Source organism: Serratia sp. NFX21, assembly GCF_048517035.1.
GTDB lineage: Bacteria > Pseudomonadota > Gammaproteobacteria > Enterobacterales > Enterobacteriaceae > Serratia > Serratia quinivorans.
On the sequence record NZ_CP183196.1, the window covers coordinates 229,285 to 250,214 of the forward strand.

Consider the following 20,930-nt stretch of genomic DNA (forward strand, 5'->3'; position numbering starts at 1 on the left):
CTTACTCGCGCACAACACCAGGGAAACCCGTTGTTTAACGGGAAGTGAAGTAGCAGTGAGATAAGCAAAAGGGCCAGAGATTAATCTGGCCCTTTTTATATTCACCGCATGAATTTATTACTGTGAATTCGTCATTTTCGACTTCATGTTATTCATGTGTTCCATCATTTTTTGTTCGCGTTTCTGATAATTCTCATTGTATTGTTTTTTCTGCTCAGGGGTCAGCAGGTTATACATTTTATTTTCAGCCTTGGCGCGCTCCAGCATATGTTCGGACTGTGCTTTGCTGATGGCATCAATTTGGGTTTTCGCTTTGGCTTCATCGAAACTGTCGGAAGCGACCATACTATGCAATGCCTGGCGTTCTTCTTTAGTACCTTCGCCGCGTTTCTGGTGCGATTCTTTCATGATATCGCGCATTTGCTGGCGCTGTTGCTCGGTCAGGTTCAGGCCGGCAAATGGCCCTCCTTTACCTTCACCTTTATGATGCATCATTTTCATGTTCATCGGGGCGGCGTCTGTAGTAGCCGGTGCTGCCGTGGTATCTGCAGCGAAAGCCATAGAAGCAGAACCCAGTGCCAGAGTTGAAGCGACAAATAAAGCGGTCAGTTTACGCATATTCATTTCCTTAAAATTATTCTTCATCAGGAGCGCTGTACGTGAACAGGCTCATCTTTCGTCGGAGATAATAATAGGCCGATAAATATATAGTAATGCGATTGTGTGTAAATTTATTAAAGCCCGAAACACTTTTATCCATCAATAATGAATGAATTATGAAGATAATGCGTATTATTTGGAAAGTTTGGTTTCCCAGAGCATAAAAACCACCACAACATGATGTCTTTTTCTATAGGATTATTCCCACCAGCGGCCCACTTTATTATAATGTAGCCCCCTCCGCTACAACCGCCCGGCAACAAAATGATCGCAGTGCGCGAAGCACCAGGATCGCATCAATCTCTCGAAATTCCCGGTTCTCACTTACACTTTAAAACGTGCGGCAATTTGACGATTACAGGGCAAAACTAATTATTGCTTATATAATAGTTTCATCCCCCGCCGGTGTAAAACCTGTTATATGATGGAGATACGTGCACTACGGCCACTCCCGGGCCAGAAACCTGCGGCTGCGCTCATCGCACAGACCTGGCTGTCGTGCCCTTTTGAGGAATCATCATGTTCGCAGACCAAGGCCCTATGCTTCTTAACGCTCACTTCGGCACCAACAGCCCTTATTGGCGGTTGGCGTTTGACAGCAATGCGTTGGCGTTGTCGGCAGTCAAAGGTAAAACTCATATGGCCGTGGCGCTCAGCGCCATGCAGGCGGCTAAAATCCGTCGCCTGAGCGGCATTACCGCCAGCCTTGATATCACCATCACGCTCGGCGGCGAACCGATACATCTGCATCTGGTCGGCCGACGAGTCAACAATCTGGAATGGGCAGGCACCGCTTCCGCCTTCAGCGACACTCAATCGGTCGCCCGTGACCTGGTACACGGCCTATCCTTTGCCGAGCAGGTGGTGTCCGAAGCCAACTCCGTGATTGTGATTGTCGATCAACACGGCCGCATTCAGCGTTTCAACCGCCTGAGCGAAGAGTACACCGGCCTGCACGAACATGATGTTATTGGTAAAAACGTCTTTCAATTATTTATGAGCCCGGAGGAAGCCTCGGCATCACGGCGCAACATCGCCGGTTTTTTCCGTAATGGTTCCTCCTATGAGGTAGAACGCTGGATCAAAACGGTGAAAGGCGAGCGGCTGTTTTTGTTCCGCAACAAGTTCGTCCACAGCGGCAGCGGCAAAAATGAAGTTTTTTTGATTTGCTCCGGTACCGATATCACCGAAGAACGCCGCGCCCAGGAACGTCTGCGGGTGCTGGCCAATACCGACATCATTACCGGCCTGCCCAATCGCAATGCCATTCAGGACAAAATAACCCAGTCGATCGCCACTCGCGATGGCCACAGTGTTGGGCTGGTGTACCTCGATCTCGACAATTTTAAAAAGGTTAACGACGCCTACGGCCATATGTTCGGCGACCGTTTATTGGTAGAGGTGTCGCTGGCGGTGCTCGGCTGTCTGGATAACGACCAAACCCTGGCCCGCCTGGGGGGAGATGAATTCCTGGTGCTGGCCCAGCAGGCCGACCGCGAAATGCTGCAACGCCTGGCCCAGCGCATTATCGACCGGCTGAAAACGCCGTTCCGCATAGGGCTTATCGAAGTTTATACCGGCTGTTCTATTGGTATCGCCCTGTGTCCCGAACACGGCAACGACCTCGACAGCCTGATCCGCAGTGCCGACACCGCCATGTATGTCGCCAAAGAGCACGGCAAACGGACCTATACCGTGTTCTCGCCGGAAATGAATAAACGCGTCGCGGAATACATGTGGCTGGACACCAACCTGCGTAAGGGATTGGAACAAAATCAACTGGTGGTGTATTACCAGCCAAAAATAGAGGCGCTCAGCGGCAGGGTATGCAGCGTGGAAGCGCTGGTACGCTGGGATTCCCCCGAGCGCGGCCTGATCCCGCCGCTACAGTTTATCTCTTACGCGGAAGAGTCCGGTCTGATCGGCCCACTCGGCCGTTGGGTGCTGCAAACCGCCGCCAAACAGGCCGCTCTGTGGCAACGACAGGGGTTGCAACTGCGGGTCGCGGTCAATCTTTCCGCCCGCCAGTTGGTGGATGACTCTATCGTTGAAGATCTGGCCCAGGTGTTGCAGCACAATCAGTTGACCCCCTGCCTGCTGGATTTCGAACTCACGGAAAGCAGCCTGATTGAGGATGAGAAACGCGCTCGCGAAGTGATCACCCGGCTACGCGAGCTGGGCGCACAGGTCCATCTTGATGATTTTGGCACCGGCTACTCTTCGCTGGCACAACTGGCGCGTATTCCGCTGGATGCGATTAAACTGGATAAAAGCTTTGTGCGCGGAGTGAATGACAATCCGGTTTCACAATCGCTGGTGCGTGCCATCGTCGCGGCGGCTGAAGCACTTAAATTCCGGGTGATCGCCGAAGGCGTGGAAACAGAAAGCGAAAATCGGTTCCTCGATGAAATCGGCGTGGATGAAAAACAGGGGTTCCTGTTTGCGCGGCCAATGCTCCCGGAACAGCTGGAGCATTGGCTGCAGTCTTATCGCCCGCCATCCTCCTCAGCGTGAGGCGGGCAGGGCAACATTAGCCGGCACGACGCAGGTTCAGGGTATGACGATCCTGCAGCATCACCAGACGTTCGATATAGGCGCGATCTTTCTCCTCGATAGTGAAGGCCGAATGCACCCAGTCTTCGGTAATGTCCATTAGTTCCGAACGCGTCAACTGCAACACCCGCTGACGGGCACGCAGCATGGCACGCATGCCGTTCAGTTTGGGCCGAATGGTATCGATAAAGGTACGGGTCGCTATATAAGCGTCGCCTGGCTGGAATAACTGATCGACCAGGCCACGGCTTTCAAACCATTCCGCGGTATGCGACTCGCCGCCCCAAATCAGCTCTTCCGCCAGGCGCATGTTTCCTTTACGCGCCACCAGCGAATAACCGCCCATGCCGGGGAACAGATTAAACGCAATTTCCGGGAAGCCCATGCGCGCATTGTTCTGCGCCAGAACGAAATGGTGCGCCAGCGCCGCTTCAAAGCCGCCGCCCAGTGCACTGCCCTCGACCATCGCGATGCTAACCGCTCCGGTATCAAATCCGCGAGCCGCCGCATGCACGCAATCAATGCAGGCCCGTGCGTAAGCCATCATCGCCTCACGTTTGCGATTTTTAATCGCCTCGGCGAAGAACTGCAAATCGCCACCCACGTTGAACATATTGGGCACCAACGAGCCAGTGACCCAAAAATCAAACTGCAATGATGATTCTTTGGCTGCCTGCGCCAACGTCATGATGTCTTCAATTAACGCCTGATTAAAACAAGGGCGCGGCTCCGCACGCAGCAGCATCCACATGATGTGTCGCCCTTCTTCATAGTAAGCGGAAATCTGTGTCAAATTGCCCGCTTCGGTAAACGGACGACAGGTGGGGTGATTAAGTAATTTCATATGACCTTCCATTTTATCCAGTGATAACAGGTGAAACCGTTCCAGCCCCTACGGCTGCAGTCACGCGGCGGCTGGTAAACCGCAGCGCCACATCATGAGTAAACGCTTTCTTGGTGATGAAACAGATAAAAATTGGAGGTCGATGAACGAAAAAAACCCCGCTGGCACGGGGCTGACATAAGAATTTTACCTATCGGCAGGCCGTAACATTTCACCCGGTGAACGAACGCGTTAAGCTCACAAATTAGCCGGTTGCCCCACCCGGCGGCCAAATCAGCGCGCCTTTTGGCTATAATCAAGGCTGAGAGAGCCTATTTATCGTTAAGGAAATCGTGACGTAATGCCTACAGGATCAGATAAAGACCCCCGACAGCCCAGCAGTGAAGCGCCGCAAAAGCCGCTGATCGCCATCAAAACCGGCCACCAGACTATTGACCGCCGCATCTCCGGTTTTTCACGCCTGGTCGAACGCATCAAGGCCTGGCCAAGCATCGCTCACCTGCTGCGCGCCACCGAGCGCTTTAACGATCGTCTGGGCAGCCAGTTCGGCGCCGCTATCACCTATTTCTCGTTTCTTTCGCTGATCCCGATTTTGATGGTGTCGTTTGCCGCCGTCGGCTTTGTGCTGGCATCCAATCCTGACCTGCTGACTGAGCTGATTAATAAGATTGTCGGCAGCATCAGTGACCCTACGCTGGCCAGCACGCTGAAAAACACCGTCAATACGGCGATTCAGCAACGCACCACCGTGGGGCTGACCGGTCTGGCACTGGCGCTGTATTCAGGCATCAGTTGGATGGGTAACCTGCGTGAGGCGATCCGCGCGCAGTCGCGTGACGTATGGGAACGTAATCCGCAAGATCAGGAAAAAATCTACTTCAAATACACCCGCGACTTTATTTCGCTGAGTGGATTGGTGGTGGCGCTGATTATCACCCTGACGCTGACCTCCATCGCCGGTTCGGCACAGGCGGCCATTGTCCGTGCACTGGGCCTGGAGGGCATCGAGTGGCTGCGGCCGGCGATGACGCTGATTGCGCTGTCGATCTCCATCTTCGCCAACTATCTGCTGTTCCTGTGGATCTTCTGGATGCTGCCGCGACATAAGCCGAAGAAGAAGGCGCTGCTGCGTGGCACGCTGCTTGCCGCCATTGGCTTCGAAGTGATTAAGTTTGTGATGACCATGACGCTGCCACAGGTGGCTAAATCGCCTTCCGGTGCCGCCTTTGGTTCGGTAATCGGGTTGATGGCGTTTTTCTATTTCTTTGCCCGACTGACGCTTTTTTGCGCCGCCTGGATCGCCACCGCGCAGTATAAAGAAGACAAAACTCTGCCAGCCTCCGAGCAATCCGCCCCCTAAAGCAATGCAATCATACCGGCCACTCTCTGGTGGCTGGTTTTTTATTCCGGAATTCAGCCTAAAACCCAGCACATAAAACCAAAATATCAACACCACACCTAGCAAATCCAGCATAACAAACTACCTGATAACTTTTCTTTGCGGCTTTTACAGATGTTAAGTCTGCAAATCATTCATTTGGCAACGTTAAAAACCACGCAGAAACACGCCAATGAAACATTAAGCTTTTTAACCGGTTAATTGCGGTATTGTACAAAGTTTCACCATTGAAAAGGCATTTTGCTATGACTAAGATGGATTTTTACCAATCCAAAATATAAGAAAAATTATGCAAGCCTCCATCGCACCAACTCTGGACGCCGACGACGCGCCAACACCAGTCAACTCACGCGGAAAAGTGATTGTCGCCTCGCTGGTCGGGACCGCCATCGAGTTTTTCGATTTCTATATTTACGCCACCGCAGCGGTGATCGTATTCCCGCATATCTTCTTCCCGCAGGGCGATCCCACCACCGCAACGCTGCAATCACTGGCTACCTTTGCCGTCGCCTTTGTGGCGCGTCCGATTGGCTCGGCGCTGTTCGGCCACTTTGGCGATCGCGTGGGGCGCAAGGTGACGCTGGTCGCCTCGCTGCTCACCATGGGGATTTCCACCGTGCTGATCGGCCTGCTGCCAAGCTACGAAACCATCGGCATCTTCGCCCCTATCCTGCTGGCGCTGGCGCGATTCGGTCAGGGCCTGGGGCTGGGGGGTGAATGGGGCGGAGCCGCCTTGCTGGCAACCGAGAACGCCCCTCCCAAGAAGCGGGCGCTGTATGGTTCGTTCCCACAGCTGGGCGCGCCTATCGGTTTCTTCTTCGCTAACGGCACCTTCCTGCTGCTCTCCTGGCTGCTGACTGACCAACAATTTATGGAATGGGGCTGGCGCGTGCCGTTTATCCTGTCCGCCGCCCTGGTGCTGATCGGCCTGTACGTGCGCGTGTCGCTGCATGAAACTCCGGTGTTCGCCAAGGTGGCCAAAGCCGGCAAACAGGTGAAAATCCCGCTCGGAACCCTGCTGAGCAAGCATTTGAAGGCGACCATCCTCGGCACCTTTATCATGCTGGCGACCTATACCCTGTTCTACCTGATGACGGTTTACTCAATGACCTACGGCACCACGGCGCAGCCGCTGGGGCTGGGCTACTCACGCAACAGTTTCCTGTGGATGCTGATGGTGGCAGTGATTGGTTTTGGTGTGATGGTGCCGATTGCCGGCCTGCTGGCCGATGCCTTTGGTCGCCGCAAGACCATGATCGTTATCACTCTGCTGATGATCGCCTTCGCCTTCCTGTTCCCAAGCATGCTGGGCTCCGGTAACCAGGCGCTGGTGATGGGCTTCCTGCTGTGTGGTCTGAGCATCATGGGCCTGACCTTCGGCCCGATGGGCGCGCTGCTGCCAGAGCTGTTCCCGACCGAAGTGCGTTATACCGGGGCTTCGTTCTCGTACAACGTGGCGTCAATCCTCGGGGCGGCAGTGGCACCTTATATCGCTACCTGGCTGGCAACCCACTACGGCCTGTTCTACGTCGGGCTGTATCTGGCATCCATGGCCTGTCTCACGCTGATAGCCCTGTTGCTGATGAAAGAAACCCGCGACCAGTCGCTGTAACCCTGCTTATGCGGCCCCTGCCTGCGGGCCGCACTCCCCGCGTTGTCTCCTGTCATAAAATCAGACTATGCTGAATGCTTCTCCTTTTACGGAAATGGAAATCAATCATGTCTTTGCGCCGCAGGCTGTTTTTGTACGTTGCGCCGTTGCTAATGGCCGCCATTGTCATTGCTGGTGCGCTCTGGATATGGGTGAAGCCACCCCAGTCGAGCGCGCTGTGGCGCATCGTCAGCCAACAGTGTCTGCCCAACCAACAGGCAAACAACAACCCGGCGCCCTGTGCGCAGGTGGACCCTCAGGCCGGTTTTGTGGTGTTTAAGGACCGTAACGGGCCACTACAATATCTGTTGATGCCAAGCGCTAAAATTACCGGCATTGAAAGCCCAGAAGTACTGGCTGCCACGACCCCAAACTTCTTTGAGCAAGCCTGGCAGGCACGACACTTTATGGCGGATAAATATGGTAAAGAGATTGATGACGCCGATATTTCGTTGGCGATTAATTCGGCCTATGGCCGCACTCAGAACCAGTTGCACATTCATATCTCCTGCCTGCTGCCTGCGGTAAAAACGCAGCTGACGCAGTATGCGGCAGATTACAGCCAGCGGTGGGAACCGTTGCCTGGCGGCCTGCTGGGCCATGACTATCTGGTGCGCCGGGTGACGCCTGAAGAGTTGCACAAACAGGGTGCTTTCCGCCTGCTGGCAGATGAGGTAGCACGCTCAAAGGGGCGCATGGGGAGCTTTGGCCTGGCGATGACCGCACTGCCGGGCGGCGATTTTCTGTTGCTGGCCACCGAGCGCAGCCTGCTGCCGTTTACGCTGGCTTCGTCAGAAGAGATCCAGGATCACGACTGCCGGGTTCTGCAGTAAGCATGGCCCGCAGTGCGGGCCGTTAGCGATCATTTTTTCTGCTTCATCTGCTGAAGGATTTTCCCGCACTGGTTTTCTTCACCGCCTTCGCTGGGCGAAACCAATGCCAGCAGGGCTGCTGCCGGCGTCAGCACCACGCCCAGTGCCACCGCCGCCGCACCACGTGCAATCAGCGGGCCGGCCTTCACACCGGCATCCGGGTGCGCGAAGGTGCCTTTCACGTACAGCGGTGAACGCAGCGTCAGCACCCGCATGCCCTTGCTTTCAGGATCGATGGACAGGTCCAGCCGCTCGGTGGCGAAGTTGGTATTGCCGCTGATGTTGATAATCGCGTTCTCGGTGTCGAACACAAACAGCCGAGGTGCCGCCACGCCGTCGCGGATACCAACATCCGCCGCCGCGCAGTTTATCCCCACGACGTCGTCACCAAATAATTGCGCCACCAGATAGTTGCCGACGTTCAATCCGAGAATTTCCATCAGGCTGCGGCTAATCACCCCGTTGTTAATCACCATGCGCAAATCGCCGCTGCTGGTCGCCAGCAGATCGGCCACCGAATTGCCGCTGCCGGTCAGTTTGGCATCGCCGTTCAATTGCCCCAGGCTACGCTTCATCGAGCCTACATCCGGCAGCAACTGCTTGAGCTGGAATTTACGCGCATGCAAATCAGCCCGACCCTGCATCGGATTTTTGCTGCCATCGAGCCGGACGGTCGAATTGAGGTTACCGCCCGCCACGCCGAACCGCAGCGGATCCATCACTATGACGCCGTTATCCAATTGCAGATGGGTATAGAGATCGCTCAACGGCAGCGAACTGCCGTGTTCAATGCGTTTGGCGGTGAATTTGACGTCCGCATTCATCACCTTCCAGCTTTTGGTATCAAACTTTTCTACCGGCAGCACTTTGCCCGCTGGCTGGCGACTCTTCTCACCGCGACCGGCTTTTTGCGTATTGGAGTCGGCACCAATCAGCGGTGCCATATCGGCAAAACGCAGCTGTTTCGACAACACTTCGCCGCTCAGCGTTGGCCGGGGTTTGCCGGCGACATATTTCAAATCGCCGTGGATATCGCTGTCGCCAATTTTGCCGTCGAATTTCTGGTACTGGAACACCGCGCCGCCTTTCTCGTGCAGTCGGGCAGTCAGGTGGCCATCGGTGGAGTATGGCGGGGTATTGGGCAACAGCACGCCGGTGAGGGCATACAGGTTACCCAGGCTGTCGCCGGAGAATTTAAGCCGCAGATCCAACCCGCCAAGGTTCATCGGGTCGGACAACGTCCCCGCCACCACCACCCGAGTGGAACCGGAGCGTACGTCGGCCTGCAGCGGGAAGGGCACCTCGGCATTCTGCAACGACAGCATGCCGCCAATCTTGCCACTGCCCGATAACGGCTCGCCGTTGTATTTGCCTTTCACCTTCCAGCCGAAAATATAGTTTTGGGGGATCGTCGTGCCGGCATCTTTTTTGCCGGTGACTTCACTAAATGGCAAAGGCTTGCCGAGTGGATCAATTTCCGCGCGAAAATCAGCCTTCAGCGTGGCGTCCTTGAAAGCAATCTGGCCGCGATCGAAGACGATGTCATGAATATTCACCGACCAGGCAGACGGCGGCTGGTTAGGGTCACCGGCCAGGTTGAAGGTCCAGTTATTCTCACCGTTGGCCAACCGCTGCAAGCTGGCGTTCGGCTGCTTCAGCCAGATACGCGGGATCAACAGTTGTTTGCCCAACAGTGCCAGCGGCGAAATGCTCGCTTCGACGCGCTGTAACTGCACCATGCTGTCGCCAGGGATATTTTTCGGGTTACCCAGTACCACATCTTCGGCATGAATTCGCGGCCAGGGCACCCAGGCGCGCCAGCCACCTATATCTTTATCATCGCGTGACCAGTCCACCCCCAAATCGCCACGGATGGCGAACGGACGATGCAACTCGGCCGACACCTTGTCATTGATGGTCGGTTTGAGGCGGTTCCAGTCGAAGGTCAGCACAAAGACCACCAACGCGGCGATGATCAGCAGCACAATGCCGCCAACCCAAGTGAACGCTTTTCCTGTTCTTGTCATAACGGCTCCCTGAACGCGATAGCTTACCCATAAATTGATAAGTGGCTTTACCAAGCCTAGCCGAGGATAGGCAAGAGTTCACGCTTTAGAGGGAGACGGGGCTCAGGCGACAGGCATGGAAAATCGTGTAGGCAGGCTTTGCAGGGTGTCGAAATGGGCCGGACGAGAAAGAAAGTAACCCTGAGCGGCCAGCGCGCCAGAGCGCTGTACCAGCAACCATTCCTGCTCGGTCTCCACCCCTTCGACGATCACCCCTTCGCTATGCTGGTTCATCATTTTGATCAGGGTAACAAGTAACTGGACGCCATCTTCCGTTTGCTTGAGCAAGGTGAATAACTCACGCGCAACCTTGATGTATTGATAACGCCAGGTGCTGACGGCCGAGAAATTCGCCAGGCCGCTACCGAAGTCATCCAGCCACAGCCGATCTGCACCGGCAATCTGCTGCAACGGGCCGTTTAATGCCATCCCGGCGTGCTCCACCAGCTCAAAGCGCAGATAGGGCATGCCGGCAATCTGACGTTGCAACGCGCCGTGCTGCTGCAATGCCTGCAAGGCAATACCGTCGATATTGACCGACACCATCAACCCGTGGCGGGTCAGCAGCGGCTGCCAGTACTGCAGCAGTTCCAGCTGTTCCTGAATGATCTGCAGGCGCTTGCGGACGTCGAGGGCGGCGAAATAGTGCTCCGGGGACAGTCGTTTGTCCGGCGCGGACGGATGAGATACCGCGGTTAGTAGTTCAAGCGCCAGTAAAGCGCCACAGGTGCGGTAGATCGGCTGGAAGGTGTACTGACGGCGGCATTGACGCCAATAATGCTGCGCTTTGATATGCGTGCATACGGCGAGGAGTGGCGCCAGCAGACCCGAAGTCATCTTGGTTGTCATTGGTACTATTGCCATCGAAGGGAAATGAAAACGCTCAGGCTTGCATGATTGCCTCCCTGATTTATCGGCAGCGGGCGATAAAACTTTAAGCGGCGGCGAAAGCCTTCTACATTGAATACTGGTATTAAAACCCAAGGAAAATACATGCCCTACGTAAATATCAAAATTACCCGCGAAGGCGCGACGCCGGAGCAAAAGAAACAGCTGATCGCCGGGGTGACCCAACTGCTGGTAGATACGCTGGGCAAGAACCCGGCTACCACCGTGGTGGTCATTGACGAAGTAGAAACCGACAACTGGGGTATTGGTGGCCAAAGCGTCACCGACCTGCGCGCCGCCGCTAAATAACGGCCGCAGGTTGGCTACGCATCGGGAAACTTTTTAGTTTCCCGATCGCCGTCATAAATAAATTAAAACGTTGTTTTATTTTTATTGACTCCCCCATCCCTTGCATTGAGACTGGCTGTATTTCGCATCAATTCATCTTCTTCTTTCAGCCAGGGCTCGTTGACTATGACCACCCAAAATCTTGCCGTGATCGGCGAATGCATGATTGAGCTGTCGCAGAAAGGCGCGGATCTGAGCCGCGGTTTTGGCGGCGATACGTTAAACACCGCCGTCTACATTGCCCGCCAGGTGGCGGAAAGCACGCTGCAGGTGCATTACGTGACCGCACTCGGCACCGACAGTTTCAGCCAGGAAATGCTGCAGGCGTGGCAGCAGGAAAAGGTCAACACCAGCCTGATACAACGGCTGGAGAACAAGCTGCCGGGGCTGTACGTGATTGAAACCGATGCCACCGGCGAACGCACCTTCTATTACTGGCGCAACGACGCTGCCGCTCGCTACTTGCTGGCTGGCCCACAGGCGGAGAATTTGTGCGAGCAACTGGCCCAATTCGATTATCTGTACCTCAGCGGCATCAGCGTGGCAATCCTCGATACGGTCAGCCGCAGCAAGCTGCTGACATTGCTAAGACAGTGTCGCGCCAACGGCGGCAAGGTGATTTTCGATAACAACTATCGGCCGCGCCTGTGGCAAAGCCGGGAAGAAACCCAGCAGGTTTACCGCGAAGTGCTGGCCTGCACCGACATTGCCTTCCTGACCCTGGATGACGAAGATCTGCTATGGGGCAAACTGCCGCTGGAACAGGTGGTGCAGCGCACTCAGCAGCTCGGGGTAACGGAGATAGTGATTAAACGTGGCGCGGATAGCTGCCTGGTGTTCAGCGCCGAAGGCAGCGAATTTGAAATCCCGGCAGTGCGCCTGCCAAAAGAAAAGGTGGTGGATACCACTGCGGCAGGCGATTCCTTCAGCGCCGGTTATTTGGCAGTGCGTTTAACCGGTGGTGATGCCGTGCAGGCGGCGCAGCGCGGTCATCTGACCGCCAGCACGGTAATCCAACACCGCGGAGCCATTATTCCACTGGCGGCCATGCCGCAATAATTCCTGATCTCCAAAAATGCGAAAGGCCAGCAACAACGCTGGCCTTTTTATTGGACTCGAAAACCAATCTTAATACCCTATGGATTTCAAGTTGTAGCTAGGCGCCAAGCTATCTCATCCCCAGGAGCTTACTTTAGTAAGTGACTGGGGTGTGATAGTGCAGGTAACAACGCTACAGCTTGAAAGACTCCGGGTATTTAGCCTGCTACCGCGATGCGTTTCATATCGGTCATATACCCGCGCAGCTTGCGGCCAACGGATTCGATCGGGTGATTACGCACCGCTTCGTTCACGTCACGCAGTTGCGCGTTGTCTACCGAAGTACCGGCCACGGATTTGCCCAGGTCACCCGCCTGCAGGGTGGTCATGAACTCTTTCAGCAGCGGCACTGCCGCGTTGGCGAACAGGTAGTTGCCGTATTCTGCGGTATCAGAGATAACCACGTTCATTTCGTACAGACGCTTACGCGCAATGGTGTTGGCGATCAGCGGCAGCTCGTGCAGTGATTCGTAGTAAGCGGATTCTTCGATGATACCCGCGTCAACCATGGTTTCGAATGCCAGCTCAACACCGGCTTTCACCATGGCTACCATCAACACGCCATGGTCAAAGTATTCCTGCTCGCTGATTTTACCTTCGAACTGTGGCGCATTCTCGAACGCCGATTTGCCGGTCTCTTCACGCCAGTTCAGCAGTTTCACGTCGTCTTCTGCCCAGTCAGCCATCATGCCACCGGAGAAAGCGCCGGAGATGATGTCGTCCATGTGTTTCTGGAACAGCGGTGCCATGATCTCTTTCAACTGCTCAGACAGCGCATAGGCACGCAGTTTGGCCGGGTTGGACAGGCGATCCATCATCAGGGTGATGCCACCCTGCTTCAGCGCTTCGGTGATGGTTTCCCAGCCGAACTGGATCAGTTTTTCTGCATAAGCCGGGTCAGTGCCTTCAGCAACCAGTTTGTCGAAGCACAGCAGCGAACCCGCCTGCAGCATGCCGCACAGAATGGTCTGCTCGCCCATCAGGTCCGATTTCACTTCGGCAACGAAGGAAGATTCCAGTACGCCCGCACGGTGGCCGCCGGTCGCCGCTGCCCAGGCCTTGGCAATCGCCATGCCTTCGCCTTTCGGATCGTTTTCCGGGTGAACCGCAATCAGAGTCGGCACGCCGAAACCACGTTTGTATTCTTCACGCACTTCGGTGCCCGGACATTTTGGCGCTACCATCACTACAGTGATGTCTTTACGTACCTGCTCGCCCACTTCTACGATGTTGAAACCGTGGGAGTAGCCCAGCGCCGCACCGTCTTTCATCAGCGGCTGTACGGCACGAACGACCGAGGTATGCTGCTTGTCCGGCGTCAGGTTAACCACCAGGTCTGCCTGTGGGATCAAATCTTCGTAGGTCCCTACCTTGAAGCCGTTTTCGGTCGCTTTACGCCATGAAGGACGTTTTTCGTCGATGGCTTCCTTACGCAGGGCATAGGCCACGTCCAGGCCGGAGTCACGCATGTTCAGGCCCTGGTTCAGCCCCTGCGCGCCACAGCCGACAATCACCACTTTTTTGCCTTTCAGGTAGCCGGCTTCATCAGCAAATTCTTCACGTGCCATAAAGCGACACTTGCCCAATTGCGCCAACTGCTGACGCAGGTTCAAGGTGTTGAAATAGTTAGCCATGGTGGTGCTCCAGTTAGATGTTGTGTCGACTATGGGTATCGATGTTATTTTCATTCTCCGCCCTGTCTGTGCGGAGATTCGTTAAACTCAATGTATAACAGGAAACGCGTTGCTTAAATTGATATATTACGAATGTGACATTGCAATTTATGCAACACTCTTGCTGCGAGCGTACTGATATGGATTTGCGTGATTTAAAGCTATTCCTCCATCTGGCTGAAAGCCATCACTTTGGCCGCACCGCCAAGGCGATGCACGTCAGTCCTTCGACGCTGTCCCGCCAGATCCAACGGCTGGAAGAGATCCTCGGGCAGCCGCTGTTTTTGCGCGATAACCGCACCGTGCAGCTCACCGACGCCGGTGAACAGTTAAAAGATTTTGCCCAGCAGACGCTGCTGCAGTACCAGCAACTGAAACATTCGCTGGGCCAACATGGCCCTTCGCTAAGCGGCGAATTACGGCTGTTTTGCTCGGTTACCGCCGCCTACAGCCACCTGCCTCCGATCCTCGATCGCTTCCGCGCGCAGCATCCACTGGTAGAAATAAAACTGACCACCGGTGACGCCGCCGATGCGGTCGACAAAGTGCAGTCCAACGAAGCCGATCTCGGCATTGCCGGGCGGCCCGAAACCCTGCCCACCAGCGTGGCGTTCACTAAAATCGGTGAGATCCCGCTGGTGCTGATTGCTCCGGCGCTGCCCTGCGCGGTACGCAGCCAGGCATTTGCCGAACAGCCCGACTGGGCCAATATTCCGTTTATCCTGCCGGAGCACGGCCCGTCGCGAAAACGCATCGAACTGTGGTTCCGTCGCCAGCGCATCGCCAATCCGCTGATTTACGCCACCGTTGGCGGCCACGAGGCCATCGTTTCGATGGTGGCTCTGGGCTGCGGCATCGCACTGATCCCCGGCGTGGTGGTGGACAACAGCCCGGAGCCGGTGCGTAATCGTATTTCGCAACTGGAGAATATTTCCATGGTCGAGCCGTTCGAGCTGGGGGTCTGCGTGCAGAAAAAACGCCTCAGCGATCCGCTGATCGACGCTTTCTGGCGCTTACTTTCATAAATCCGCTGGATCGACTTGCTTCATCGCCTCTACCTGCATCAGCCAGTGATAGAGCGGTTCCAGTTGCAGAAAGCCTTGCGCCAGAGTCTGCACCAACCCGGCGTTGAACAACTTTTCCACCTGACTGTCGGTCGCCATCACCGCAAAGGATTTGCGGTTGTACCAAGTGGCGATTTCTGGCGCCTGCTCTTTCACCAACGGCCGCTTGTAGCTTTCACCCACCAGCTCGAACGGTGGCCGGCAGCAGGCCGCGACCTCTAAAAAGGGCTGCGGTCGGCGTTGCAGCGTATGGCGAAACAGATCCATGGTCGGTTTGTTGGCGCTGTAATAACCCAGCCCGTAACGCAACATGTCCGGCCCCAGTTCGAAGAAGTAGACCGGCGCGTCCTTCCAGTCTTTGCTTGGCCGTTTGAACGTCAGCCACATGCGGCTGCGGTAGCGCGATTTGTCGTGGGAAAAACGCGTGTCGCGATGTATGCGCGACAGCGTTTTGCCGATCGCCGGCCGGGTCTCGAACAAGGGATCGATCGCCAACATCGCCGGACTCAGTTCGGCTACCAACGTACGGAATGGCGTTAATAGTTCACGATCGTAAACGTCACGGTTGGCCTCAAACCATTCCTTGTCGTTCTCAATGCGCACCTGCTGAAGAAAATTCAGGCCCTGCTGGCTAAAACCATTAAATTGCTGCGTCATGTTCCTTCCCGTAACAAGCTTTCTAGCGGGGGTTATGCATGGCTTCCATCTGCCAACGGCGCTTTAGAAAAACGCGCCGGCGCGTCCTGAAATAGGCAACATACAGATAAAACACCGCCCGGTTACTGAAAATAATCCCGCCAATGCAGGCACACAGCAACATCAGGCCATTGGCAATGCCGGTGATGTTTACTGCCCAGGCCGCTACTGCACCGACCAAAAGCGCGGCCAGCATGCCAAGATAATATTTCAGCAATACTACCCCTGTATTTTTACCCTGAACCAGGTGAAACAGGACAAGCGTCATCCACACGGCCATGATGGCGCCGCTGCCTAATAAGGTGGCAGCAGAGGCACTGCCGGTTACCGCAAGGGCTATATCGGCCAATAAACCCATGGTTCCCGCCAACCCCAGCGTAAGACAAATTAGCAGCAACATGACATTGCCCACGCCCGGCGGCGACAAACGCTGCCCCGGCGTCAAAAAATGTTGCTCAAGCTGCGCATCCACGCCGGCATATACCGCCGGATCCCGCCGCAGGATTTGCTGTTCCATTTCTCGCCCTTGAGATATCAGGCGGTTAATCATCCAGTCCGACATTACCTCACCATCTGCGGTAATTTTTGCATGATCCCAACAAAATATTGCCCGGTTTCCTTCACATTAGCAGGCGAGGACAAAGTGCCGCTGATACCGCTGCCCACAAAGGCCATCGAGTTATTCAGCGCCGACCGTAATTGCTGTCGAAGTCCGTTCTGAAGGGCTTGCGTTGGGTAGCGTTTCGGGTACAAGCCCGCATTAACCATCTGTTTTAACACTTGATTGGAAATGCCCGGATTCTCCGCCCTGATGATGCTCTCAGTGAGCCTTTTCCTTTCACTTCGTGGCATGCTTTTTAGCCACTCCGTCGCCTTACGCGATGAAACTCTTCGCATGGCACGATAAGTCATGGCCGCTTCTTTCAATGCTGCCCCGGCGCTAGCCAAAGAGATCACATCCAGAATGGTGCTGGTGGCGACATACCATTGCTCTGAATCTAACTGCGCAAGCTCATCGCCTTTCCCATCATAAAGCTTATTCACGCGATACAAGCCATTACCGCACTGTAAGGCACTGGCAGCCATGCCGGCATAGCCTAAATAGGCGATGGCCGAACTGGTGCCACCGGTAAAGGGTACCGCAACACTCCCCGACGCCAGTAAAAAAACGGAGACCAGCAGTGTGCCGCAAGATAGCGCTGCCGAAGCCAGTTCTTTGCCGACGTTCGGTTTGGTCAAAGCCTCAGACAGGGTATTGGTCGCCGCGGTACGTGAAGTATGCGCAATGGTTTTGGTGATAACCACGTGGGTGACCTGTGAGGACGTTGAGTAACCGGTATGTTTGGTCGGCCTGACCAAATACGAATTTTGGCCGTCAGAAAAAATAATCCCTACCCCATGAAAAGCGATACTGCAATCCAGGGAGTCTTGCAGGGCTTGTAAATCAATATCCCGATACATTGCCTGCACATTGCCGTTACCGAGCATTCGTGCGAACTCGGCGCTGGTTAATTGATCTTCGGGAGAACCAAATGGCGAAGAAAAAGCCGTTGTCATTGTCGCGCATCCCTATACGTCAAAAGTCTTGGCAGTATAAAAATGCACAACAAAATCACAACAACGCAACCTATAAACTGGATTATAGGTCACGATTACTTATGTATTTCTTATCAACCCTGCAAAAAGAAGCGGAACGCCGGGTTGTCGGTTTCATCGTGGCAGTCATAGCCCAGCGCCTGCAGGTGCTGCTCAAACTCGGGTTCGGTCTGCGACAGTTCAAAACCTGCCAGCACGCGGCCAAAATCGGTGCCGTGGCTGCGGTAATGGAACAGTGAAATATTCCAATGGGTGCCCAACGTCTGCAAGAACTTCAGCAGCGCGCCCGGTGACTCCGGGAATTCAAAGCTGTACAGACGCTCGCGCAACGGCTTCGAAGGACGCCCCCCCACCATATAACGCACGTGCAGCTTGGCCATTTCATCGTCGGACAGATCCACCACCTGATAACCATCGGCCTGCAGTTCATCGATGATTTCCAGGCGTTCGGCATGGCCGCGCGTCAGGCGGACACCGACGAAAATACAGGCGTTATCGGCATCGGCGTAACGGTAGTTGAACTCGGTGACCGAGCGCCCGCCCAGCAGTTGGCAAAACTTCAGGAAACTGCCTTTCTGCTCAGGAATGGTGACCGCCAACAGGGCTTCGCGTTGTTCGCCCAGTTCGCAGCGTTCCGACACATAGCGCAAACCGTGGAAGTTCAGGTTGGCGCCGGACAACACGTGCGCCAGGCGTTCACCCTGGATGTTGTGCTGCTGTACGTACTTTTTCAGTCCGGCCAGCGCCAGCGCACCGGACGGCTCGGCAATGGCACGCACGTCTTCAAACAGATCTTTGACCGCTGCACAGATGGCGTCGCTGTCGACGGTGATCACGTCGTCCAGGTATTCCCGACACAGGCGGAAGGTTTCGTCACCGATGCGCTTTACCGCCACGCCTTCGGCAAACAGCCCAACACGCGCCAGATCCACCGGATGCCCGGCATCCAGCGCCGCGCGCAGGCAGGCAGAGTCTTCCGCCTCCACGCCGATCACCTTAATCTGCGGCATCAGTTGCTTGATCAATACCGCCACGCCCGCCGCCAGACCGCCACCGCCAACCGGAACAAACACCCGGTCGAGATGTGCGTCCTGCTGCAGCAGTTCCATCGCCAGCGTGCCCTGCCCGGCGATCACCGTTGGGTGGTCGAACGGTGGCACGAAGGTCATGCCCTGCTTGAGTGAAAGCTCTATCGCTCTGGCCTTGGCTTCATCAAAGTTGGCACCGTGCAACAGCACCTCGCCACCAAAGCCGCGTACCGCATCCACTTTGATGTCTGCGGTGGTCACCGGCATCACGATCAGCGTTTTGATCCCCAGCCGTTTGCCTGAATAGGCCACGCCCTGCGCATGGTTGCCGGCCGAAGCCGTCACCACGCCGCGCGCCTTTTGCTCTTCGTTCAGGCTGGCGATCATCGCGTAGGCCCCACGCAGCTTGAAGCTGTGTACTGGCTGACGATCTTCGCGCTTCACCAAAATAGTATTGCCGAGCCGCGAAGAGATTTTGCTCATGGTCTGTAACGGGGTGACCTGAGCCACCTCGTAAACCGGCGAGCGAAGCACCGCTCGCAAATACTCCGCGCCACAGGGGGCGTCGGGTAGGGGTTGCGATACCGCCATGATGCTTAGCCTCCCAGCTTGCTCTTGTCGCGTACTGCGCCTTTGTCCGCGCTGGTCGCCAGTGTGGCGTAGGCGCGCAGAGCGAAGGAAACCTGGCGCTCACGGTTTTTCGGTGTCCAGGCCCGATCGCCACGTGCCAGTTCAACTTCGCGGCGTGCCGCCAGTTCGCTGTCGCTGACATCCAGCACCATGCTGCGTTTTGGAATATCGATGTCGATCATGTCGCCGTCTTCGATCAGCGCAATCAGACCGCCGCTGCCCGCTTCCGGAGAAACGTGGCCGATAGACAGACCCGAAGTCCCGCCAGAGAAACGACCGTCGGTGATCAGCGCACAGGCCTTACCCAGGCCCATGGATTTCAGGTAAGTAGTTGGATAGAGCATTTCCTGCATGCCCGGCCCACCCTTCGGCCCTTCATAGCGGATCACCACGACGTCGCCGGCAACCACTTTGCCGCCGAGGATCGCTTCTACCGCGGTGTCCTGACTTTCATACACTTTGGCCGGGCCACGGAAGGTCAGGTTGTCCTTGTCGACACCGGCGGTTTTCACAATGCTGCCGTCCAGTGCCATGTTGCCGTACAACACGGCAAGGCCACCTTCCAGGCTGAAGGCATTTTCCAGCGAACGGATACAGCCTTCTGCGCGGTCATCGTCCAGCGTGTCCCAGCGGCAATCCTGCGAGAACGCCTGGGTGGTACGGATACCCGCTGGACCGGCGCGGAACATTTTCTTCACCGCTTCGTCCTGAGTCAGCATGATGTCGTACTGGTTCAGCGTTTCCGTCAGCTTCAGGCCCAGGATGTTATCGACGTCGCGATTCATCAGACCCGCACGATCCAGCTCACCCAGAATCGCCAGTACGCCACCGGCACGGTGTACGTCTTCCATATGGTATTTCTGAGTGCTTGGCGCCACTTTGCACAGGTGCGGTACCTTGCGCGACAGACGATCGATATCTTCCATGGTGAAATCAATTTCACCTTCCTGAGCCGCCGCCAACAGGTGCAACACGGTGTTGGTCGAACCGCCCATGGCGATGTCCAGCGTCATGGCGTTTTCGAATGCGGCCTTGTTGGCGATGCTGCGTGGCAGTGCGCTTTCGTCGTCCTGCTCGTAGTAGCGCTTGGTCAGCGCAACGATGCGTTTACCGGCGTTGAGGAACAGATCCTTACGGTCAGCGTGGGTCGCCAGCAGCGAGCCGTTGCCCGGTTGGGACAGGCCCAGGGCTTCGGTCAGGCAGTTCATCGAGTTGGCGGTGAACATACCGGAACAGGAGCCGCAGGTCGGACAGGCGGAACGTTCGATCTGCGCGCTGTCGGCATCGCTGACGTTCGGGTTGGCGCCCTGGATCATGGCGTCGATCAGATCCAGCTTGATGATCTTGTCGGAAAGCTTGGTTTTGCCGGCTTCCATCGGGCCGCCGGAAACGAAAATCACCGGAATATTCAGGCGCAGTGACGCCATCAGCATCCCTGGGGTGATCTTGTCGCAGTTGGAGATACACACCATCGCATCCGCGCAGTGGGCATTCACCATGTATTCAACCGAGTCGGCGATCAATTCGCGCGACGGCAGGGAATAGAGCATGCCGCCGTGGCCCATGGCGATACCGTCATCCACCGCAATGGTGTTGAACTCTTTGGCGACGCCACCTGAGGCCTCGATCTGTTCTGCAACCAGTTTGCCCAAATCACGCAGGTGCACATGGCCCGGAACGAACTGGGTAAATGAGTTGACCACCGCAATAATGGGTTTGCCAAAATCGTCGTCGGTCATTCCGGTCGCGCGCCATAATGCGCGGGCACCCGCCATGTTGCGGCCGTGGGTGGTGGTGGCGGAACGGTACTTAGGCATGCTCTTCACTCCAAATGTATTTATTACAGGCGGCGAACGAACCGCCT

The 20,930-nt window shown here is 55.7% G+C and carries 17 protein-coding genes; 7 read left to right on the top strand and 10 right to left on the bottom strand.

Annotated features, from left to right (window positions below):
• Positions 1–117: 117 nt before the first annotated feature.
• Positions 118–618, bottom strand: coding sequence for an ATP-independent periplasmic protein-refolding chaperone Spy (spy, locus tag ACNT1W_RS01115; protein ID WP_012147415.1), 501 nt, complete (start codon positions 616–618; stop codon positions 118–120).
• A 561-nt stretch (positions 619–1,179) separates the two neighbouring features.
• On the opposite strand from spy, the gene pdeR reads away from it, so the two are divergent.
• Complete coding sequence (gene pdeR, locus ACNT1W_RS01120) at positions 1,180–3,174, top strand: cyclic di-GMP phosphodiesterase (RefSeq protein ID WP_017894382.1); 1,995 nt, start codon at positions 1,180–1,182, stop codon at positions 3,172–3,174.
• 16 nt (positions 3,175–3,190) lie between these two features.
• Here pdeR and ACNT1W_RS01125 read toward each other — a convergent pair whose 3' ends face one another.
• Positions 3,191–4,057, bottom strand: coding sequence for a crotonase/enoyl-CoA hydratase family protein (locus ACNT1W_RS01125; protein WP_017894383.1), 867 nt, complete (start codon positions 4,055–4,057; stop codon positions 3,191–3,193).
• A 340-nt stretch (positions 4,058–4,397) separates the two neighbouring features.
• Between ACNT1W_RS01125 and yhjD the strand changes: the two genes are divergently transcribed.
• The 3 genes from yhjD to ACNT1W_RS01140 all read left to right on the top strand — a co-directional run bounded on the left by yhjD (position 4,398) and on the right by ACNT1W_RS01140 (position 7,940).
• Complete coding sequence (yhjD, locus tag ACNT1W_RS01130) at positions 4,398–5,417, top strand: inner membrane protein YhjD (RefSeq protein ID WP_419246306.1); 1,020 nt, start codon at positions 4,398–4,400, stop codon at positions 5,415–5,417.
• A gap of 328 nt (positions 5,418–5,745) precedes the next feature.
• Positions 5,746–7,068, top strand: coding sequence for an MFS transporter (locus ACNT1W_RS01135; protein WP_012147419.1), 1,323 nt, complete (start codon positions 5,746–5,748; stop codon positions 7,066–7,068).
• A 74-nt stretch (positions 7,069–7,142) separates the two neighbouring features.
• Positions 7,143–7,940, top strand: coding sequence for a CDP-diacylglycerol diphosphatase (locus ACNT1W_RS01140; RefSeq protein WP_419246307.1), 798 nt, complete (start codon positions 7,143–7,145; stop codon positions 7,938–7,940).
• Between the two features lie 29 nt (positions 7,941–7,969).
• Here ACNT1W_RS01140 and ACNT1W_RS01145 read toward each other — a convergent pair whose 3' ends face one another.
• The gene (locus ACNT1W_RS01145; RefSeq protein WP_419246308.1) at positions 7,970–10,006 is read right to left on the bottom strand and encodes an AsmA family protein; all 2,037 of its coding nucleotides are present in this window, start codon (positions 10,004–10,006) and stop codon (positions 7,970–7,972) included.
• 102 nt (positions 10,007–10,108) lie between these two features.
• Positions 10,109–10,894 carry a cyclic-guanylate-specific phosphodiesterase gene (gene pdeH, locus ACNT1W_RS01150; protein WP_259191172.1) on the bottom strand — a complete coding sequence of 262 codons (786 nt, stop codon included), beginning with the start codon at positions 10,892–10,894 and terminating at the stop codon, positions 10,109–10,111.
• Between the two features lie 144 nt (positions 10,895–11,038).
• Between pdeH and ACNT1W_RS01155 the strand changes: the two genes are divergently transcribed.
• Positions 11,039–11,242, top strand: coding sequence for a 2-hydroxymuconate tautomerase family protein (locus ACNT1W_RS01155; RefSeq protein ID WP_012147423.1), 204 nt, complete (start codon positions 11,039–11,041; stop codon positions 11,240–11,242).
• Between the two features lie 165 nt (positions 11,243–11,407).
• Complete coding sequence (locus ACNT1W_RS01160; protein WP_259191168.1) at positions 11,408–12,340, top strand: sugar kinase; 933 nt, start codon at positions 11,408–11,410, stop codon at positions 12,338–12,340.
• 197 nt (positions 12,341–12,537) lie between these two features.
• Here ACNT1W_RS01160 and ilvC read toward each other — a convergent pair whose 3' ends face one another.
• Positions 12,538–14,013 carry a ketol-acid reductoisomerase gene (gene ilvC / locus ACNT1W_RS01165; RefSeq protein WP_017894390.1) on the bottom strand — a complete coding sequence of 492 codons (1,476 nt, stop codon included), beginning with the start codon at positions 14,011–14,013 and terminating at the stop codon, positions 12,538–12,540.
• 179 nt (positions 14,014–14,192) lie between these two features.
• Between ilvC and ilvY the strand changes: the two genes are divergently transcribed.
• The gene (gene ilvY / locus ACNT1W_RS01170; RefSeq protein ID WP_017894391.1) at positions 14,193–15,077 is read left to right on the top strand and encodes an HTH-type transcriptional activator IlvY; all 885 of its coding nucleotides are present in this window, start codon (positions 14,193–14,195) and stop codon (positions 15,075–15,077) included.
• Here the strand turns inward: ilvY and ACNT1W_RS01175 are convergent.
• The 5 genes from ACNT1W_RS01175 to ilvD all read right to left on the bottom strand — a co-directional run bounded on the left by ACNT1W_RS01175 (position 15,072) and on the right by ilvD (position 20,883).
• Positions 15,072–15,773 carry a DUF2461 domain-containing protein gene (locus tag ACNT1W_RS01175; protein ID WP_135344816.1) on the bottom strand — a complete coding sequence of 234 codons (702 nt, stop codon included), beginning with the start codon at positions 15,771–15,773 and terminating at the stop codon, positions 15,072–15,074. The two genes, ilvY and ACNT1W_RS01175, sit on opposite strands and share 6 nt — an antisense overlap.
• A gap of 22 nt (positions 15,774–15,795) precedes the next feature.
• Complete coding sequence (locus tag ACNT1W_RS01180; protein WP_419246309.1) at positions 15,796–16,374, bottom strand: hypothetical protein; 579 nt, start codon at positions 16,372–16,374, stop codon at positions 15,796–15,798.
• Positions 16,374–17,369: a hypothetical protein gene (locus ACNT1W_RS01185; RefSeq protein ID WP_419246310.1), complete on the bottom strand. Its 996-nt coding sequence runs from the start codon at positions 17,367–17,369 to the stop codon at positions 16,374–16,376. Before ACNT1W_RS01185 ends, ACNT1W_RS01180 begins: the two co-directional genes overlap by 1 nt.
• A 113-nt stretch (positions 17,370–17,482) precedes the next feature.
• Positions 17,483–19,027 carry a threonine ammonia-lyase, biosynthetic gene (gene ilvA, locus ACNT1W_RS01190; protein WP_012147430.1) on the bottom strand — a complete coding sequence of 515 codons (1,545 nt, stop codon included), beginning with the start codon at positions 19,025–19,027 and terminating at the stop codon, positions 17,483–17,485.
• 5 nt (positions 19,028–19,032) lie between these two features.
• Positions 19,033–20,883 (bottom strand): dihydroxy-acid dehydratase, encoded by a 1,851-nt coding sequence (gene ilvD, locus ACNT1W_RS01195; protein WP_012147431.1) that lies wholly within the window; start codon positions 20,881–20,883, stop codon positions 19,033–19,035.
• Positions 20,884–20,930 lie beyond the last annotated feature (47 nt).

Excerpts from the sequence above, each read along its gene's own strand:
- spy (WP_012147415.1), bottom strand. The coding sequence starts at position 618 with ATGCGTAAACTGACCGCTTTATTTGTCGCTTCAACTCTGGCACTGGGT.
- ACNT1W_RS01160 (WP_259191168.1), top strand. The coding sequence starts at position 11,408 with ATGACCACCCAAAATCTTGCCGTGATCGGCGAATGCATGATTGAGCTG.
- ACNT1W_RS01145 (WP_419246308.1), bottom strand. The coding sequence starts at position 10,006 with ATGACAAGAACAGGAAAAGCGTTCACTTGGGTTGGCGGCATTGTGCTG.
- ilvY (WP_017894391.1), top strand. The coding sequence starts at position 14,193 with ATGGATTTGCGTGATTTAAAGCTATTCCTCCATCTGGCTGAAAGCCAT.
- ACNT1W_RS01140 (WP_419246307.1), top strand. The coding sequence starts at position 7,143 with ATGCTTCTCCTTTTACGGAAATGGAAATCAATCATGTCTTTGCGCCGC.
- yhjD (WP_419246306.1), top strand. The coding sequence starts at position 4,398 with ATGCCTACAGGATCAGATAAAGACCCCCGACAGCCCAGCAGTGAAGCG.
- ACNT1W_RS01180 (WP_419246309.1), bottom strand. The coding sequence starts at position 16,374 with ATGTCGGACTGGATGATTAACCGCCTGATATCTCAAGGGCGAGAAATG.
- pdeH (WP_259191172.1), bottom strand. The coding sequence starts at position 10,894 with ATGACAACCAAGATGACTTCGGGTCTGCTGGCGCCACTCCTCGCCGTA.
- ilvD (WP_012147431.1), bottom strand. The coding sequence starts at position 20,883 with ATGCCTAAGTACCGTTCCGCCACCACCACCCACGGCCGCAACATGGCG.
- pdeR (WP_017894382.1), top strand. The coding sequence starts at position 1,180 with ATGTTCGCAGACCAAGGCCCTATGCTTCTTAACGCTCACTTCGGCACC.
- ACNT1W_RS01125 (WP_017894383.1), bottom strand. The coding sequence starts at position 4,057 with ATGAAATTACTTAATCACCCCACCTGTCGTCCGTTTACCGAAGCGGGC.
- ACNT1W_RS01175 (WP_135344816.1), bottom strand. The coding sequence starts at position 15,773 with ATGACGCAGCAATTTAATGGTTTTAGCCAGCAGGGCCTGAATTTTCTT.
- ilvC (WP_017894390.1), bottom strand. The coding sequence starts at position 14,013 with ATGGCTAACTATTTCAACACCTTGAACCTGCGTCAGCAGTTGGCGCAA.
- ACNT1W_RS01185 (WP_419246310.1), bottom strand. The coding sequence starts at position 17,369 with ATGACAACGGCTTTTTCTTCGCCATTTGGTTCTCCCGAAGATCAATTA.
- ACNT1W_RS01135 (WP_012147419.1), top strand. The coding sequence starts at position 5,746 with ATGCAAGCCTCCATCGCACCAACTCTGGACGCCGACGACGCGCCAACA.
- ACNT1W_RS01155 (WP_012147423.1), top strand. The coding sequence starts at position 11,039 with ATGCCCTACGTAAATATCAAAATTACCCGCGAAGGCGCGACGCCGGAG.
- ilvA (WP_012147430.1), bottom strand. The coding sequence starts at position 19,027 with ATGGCGGTATCGCAACCCCTACCCGACGCCCCCTGTGGCGCGGAGTAT.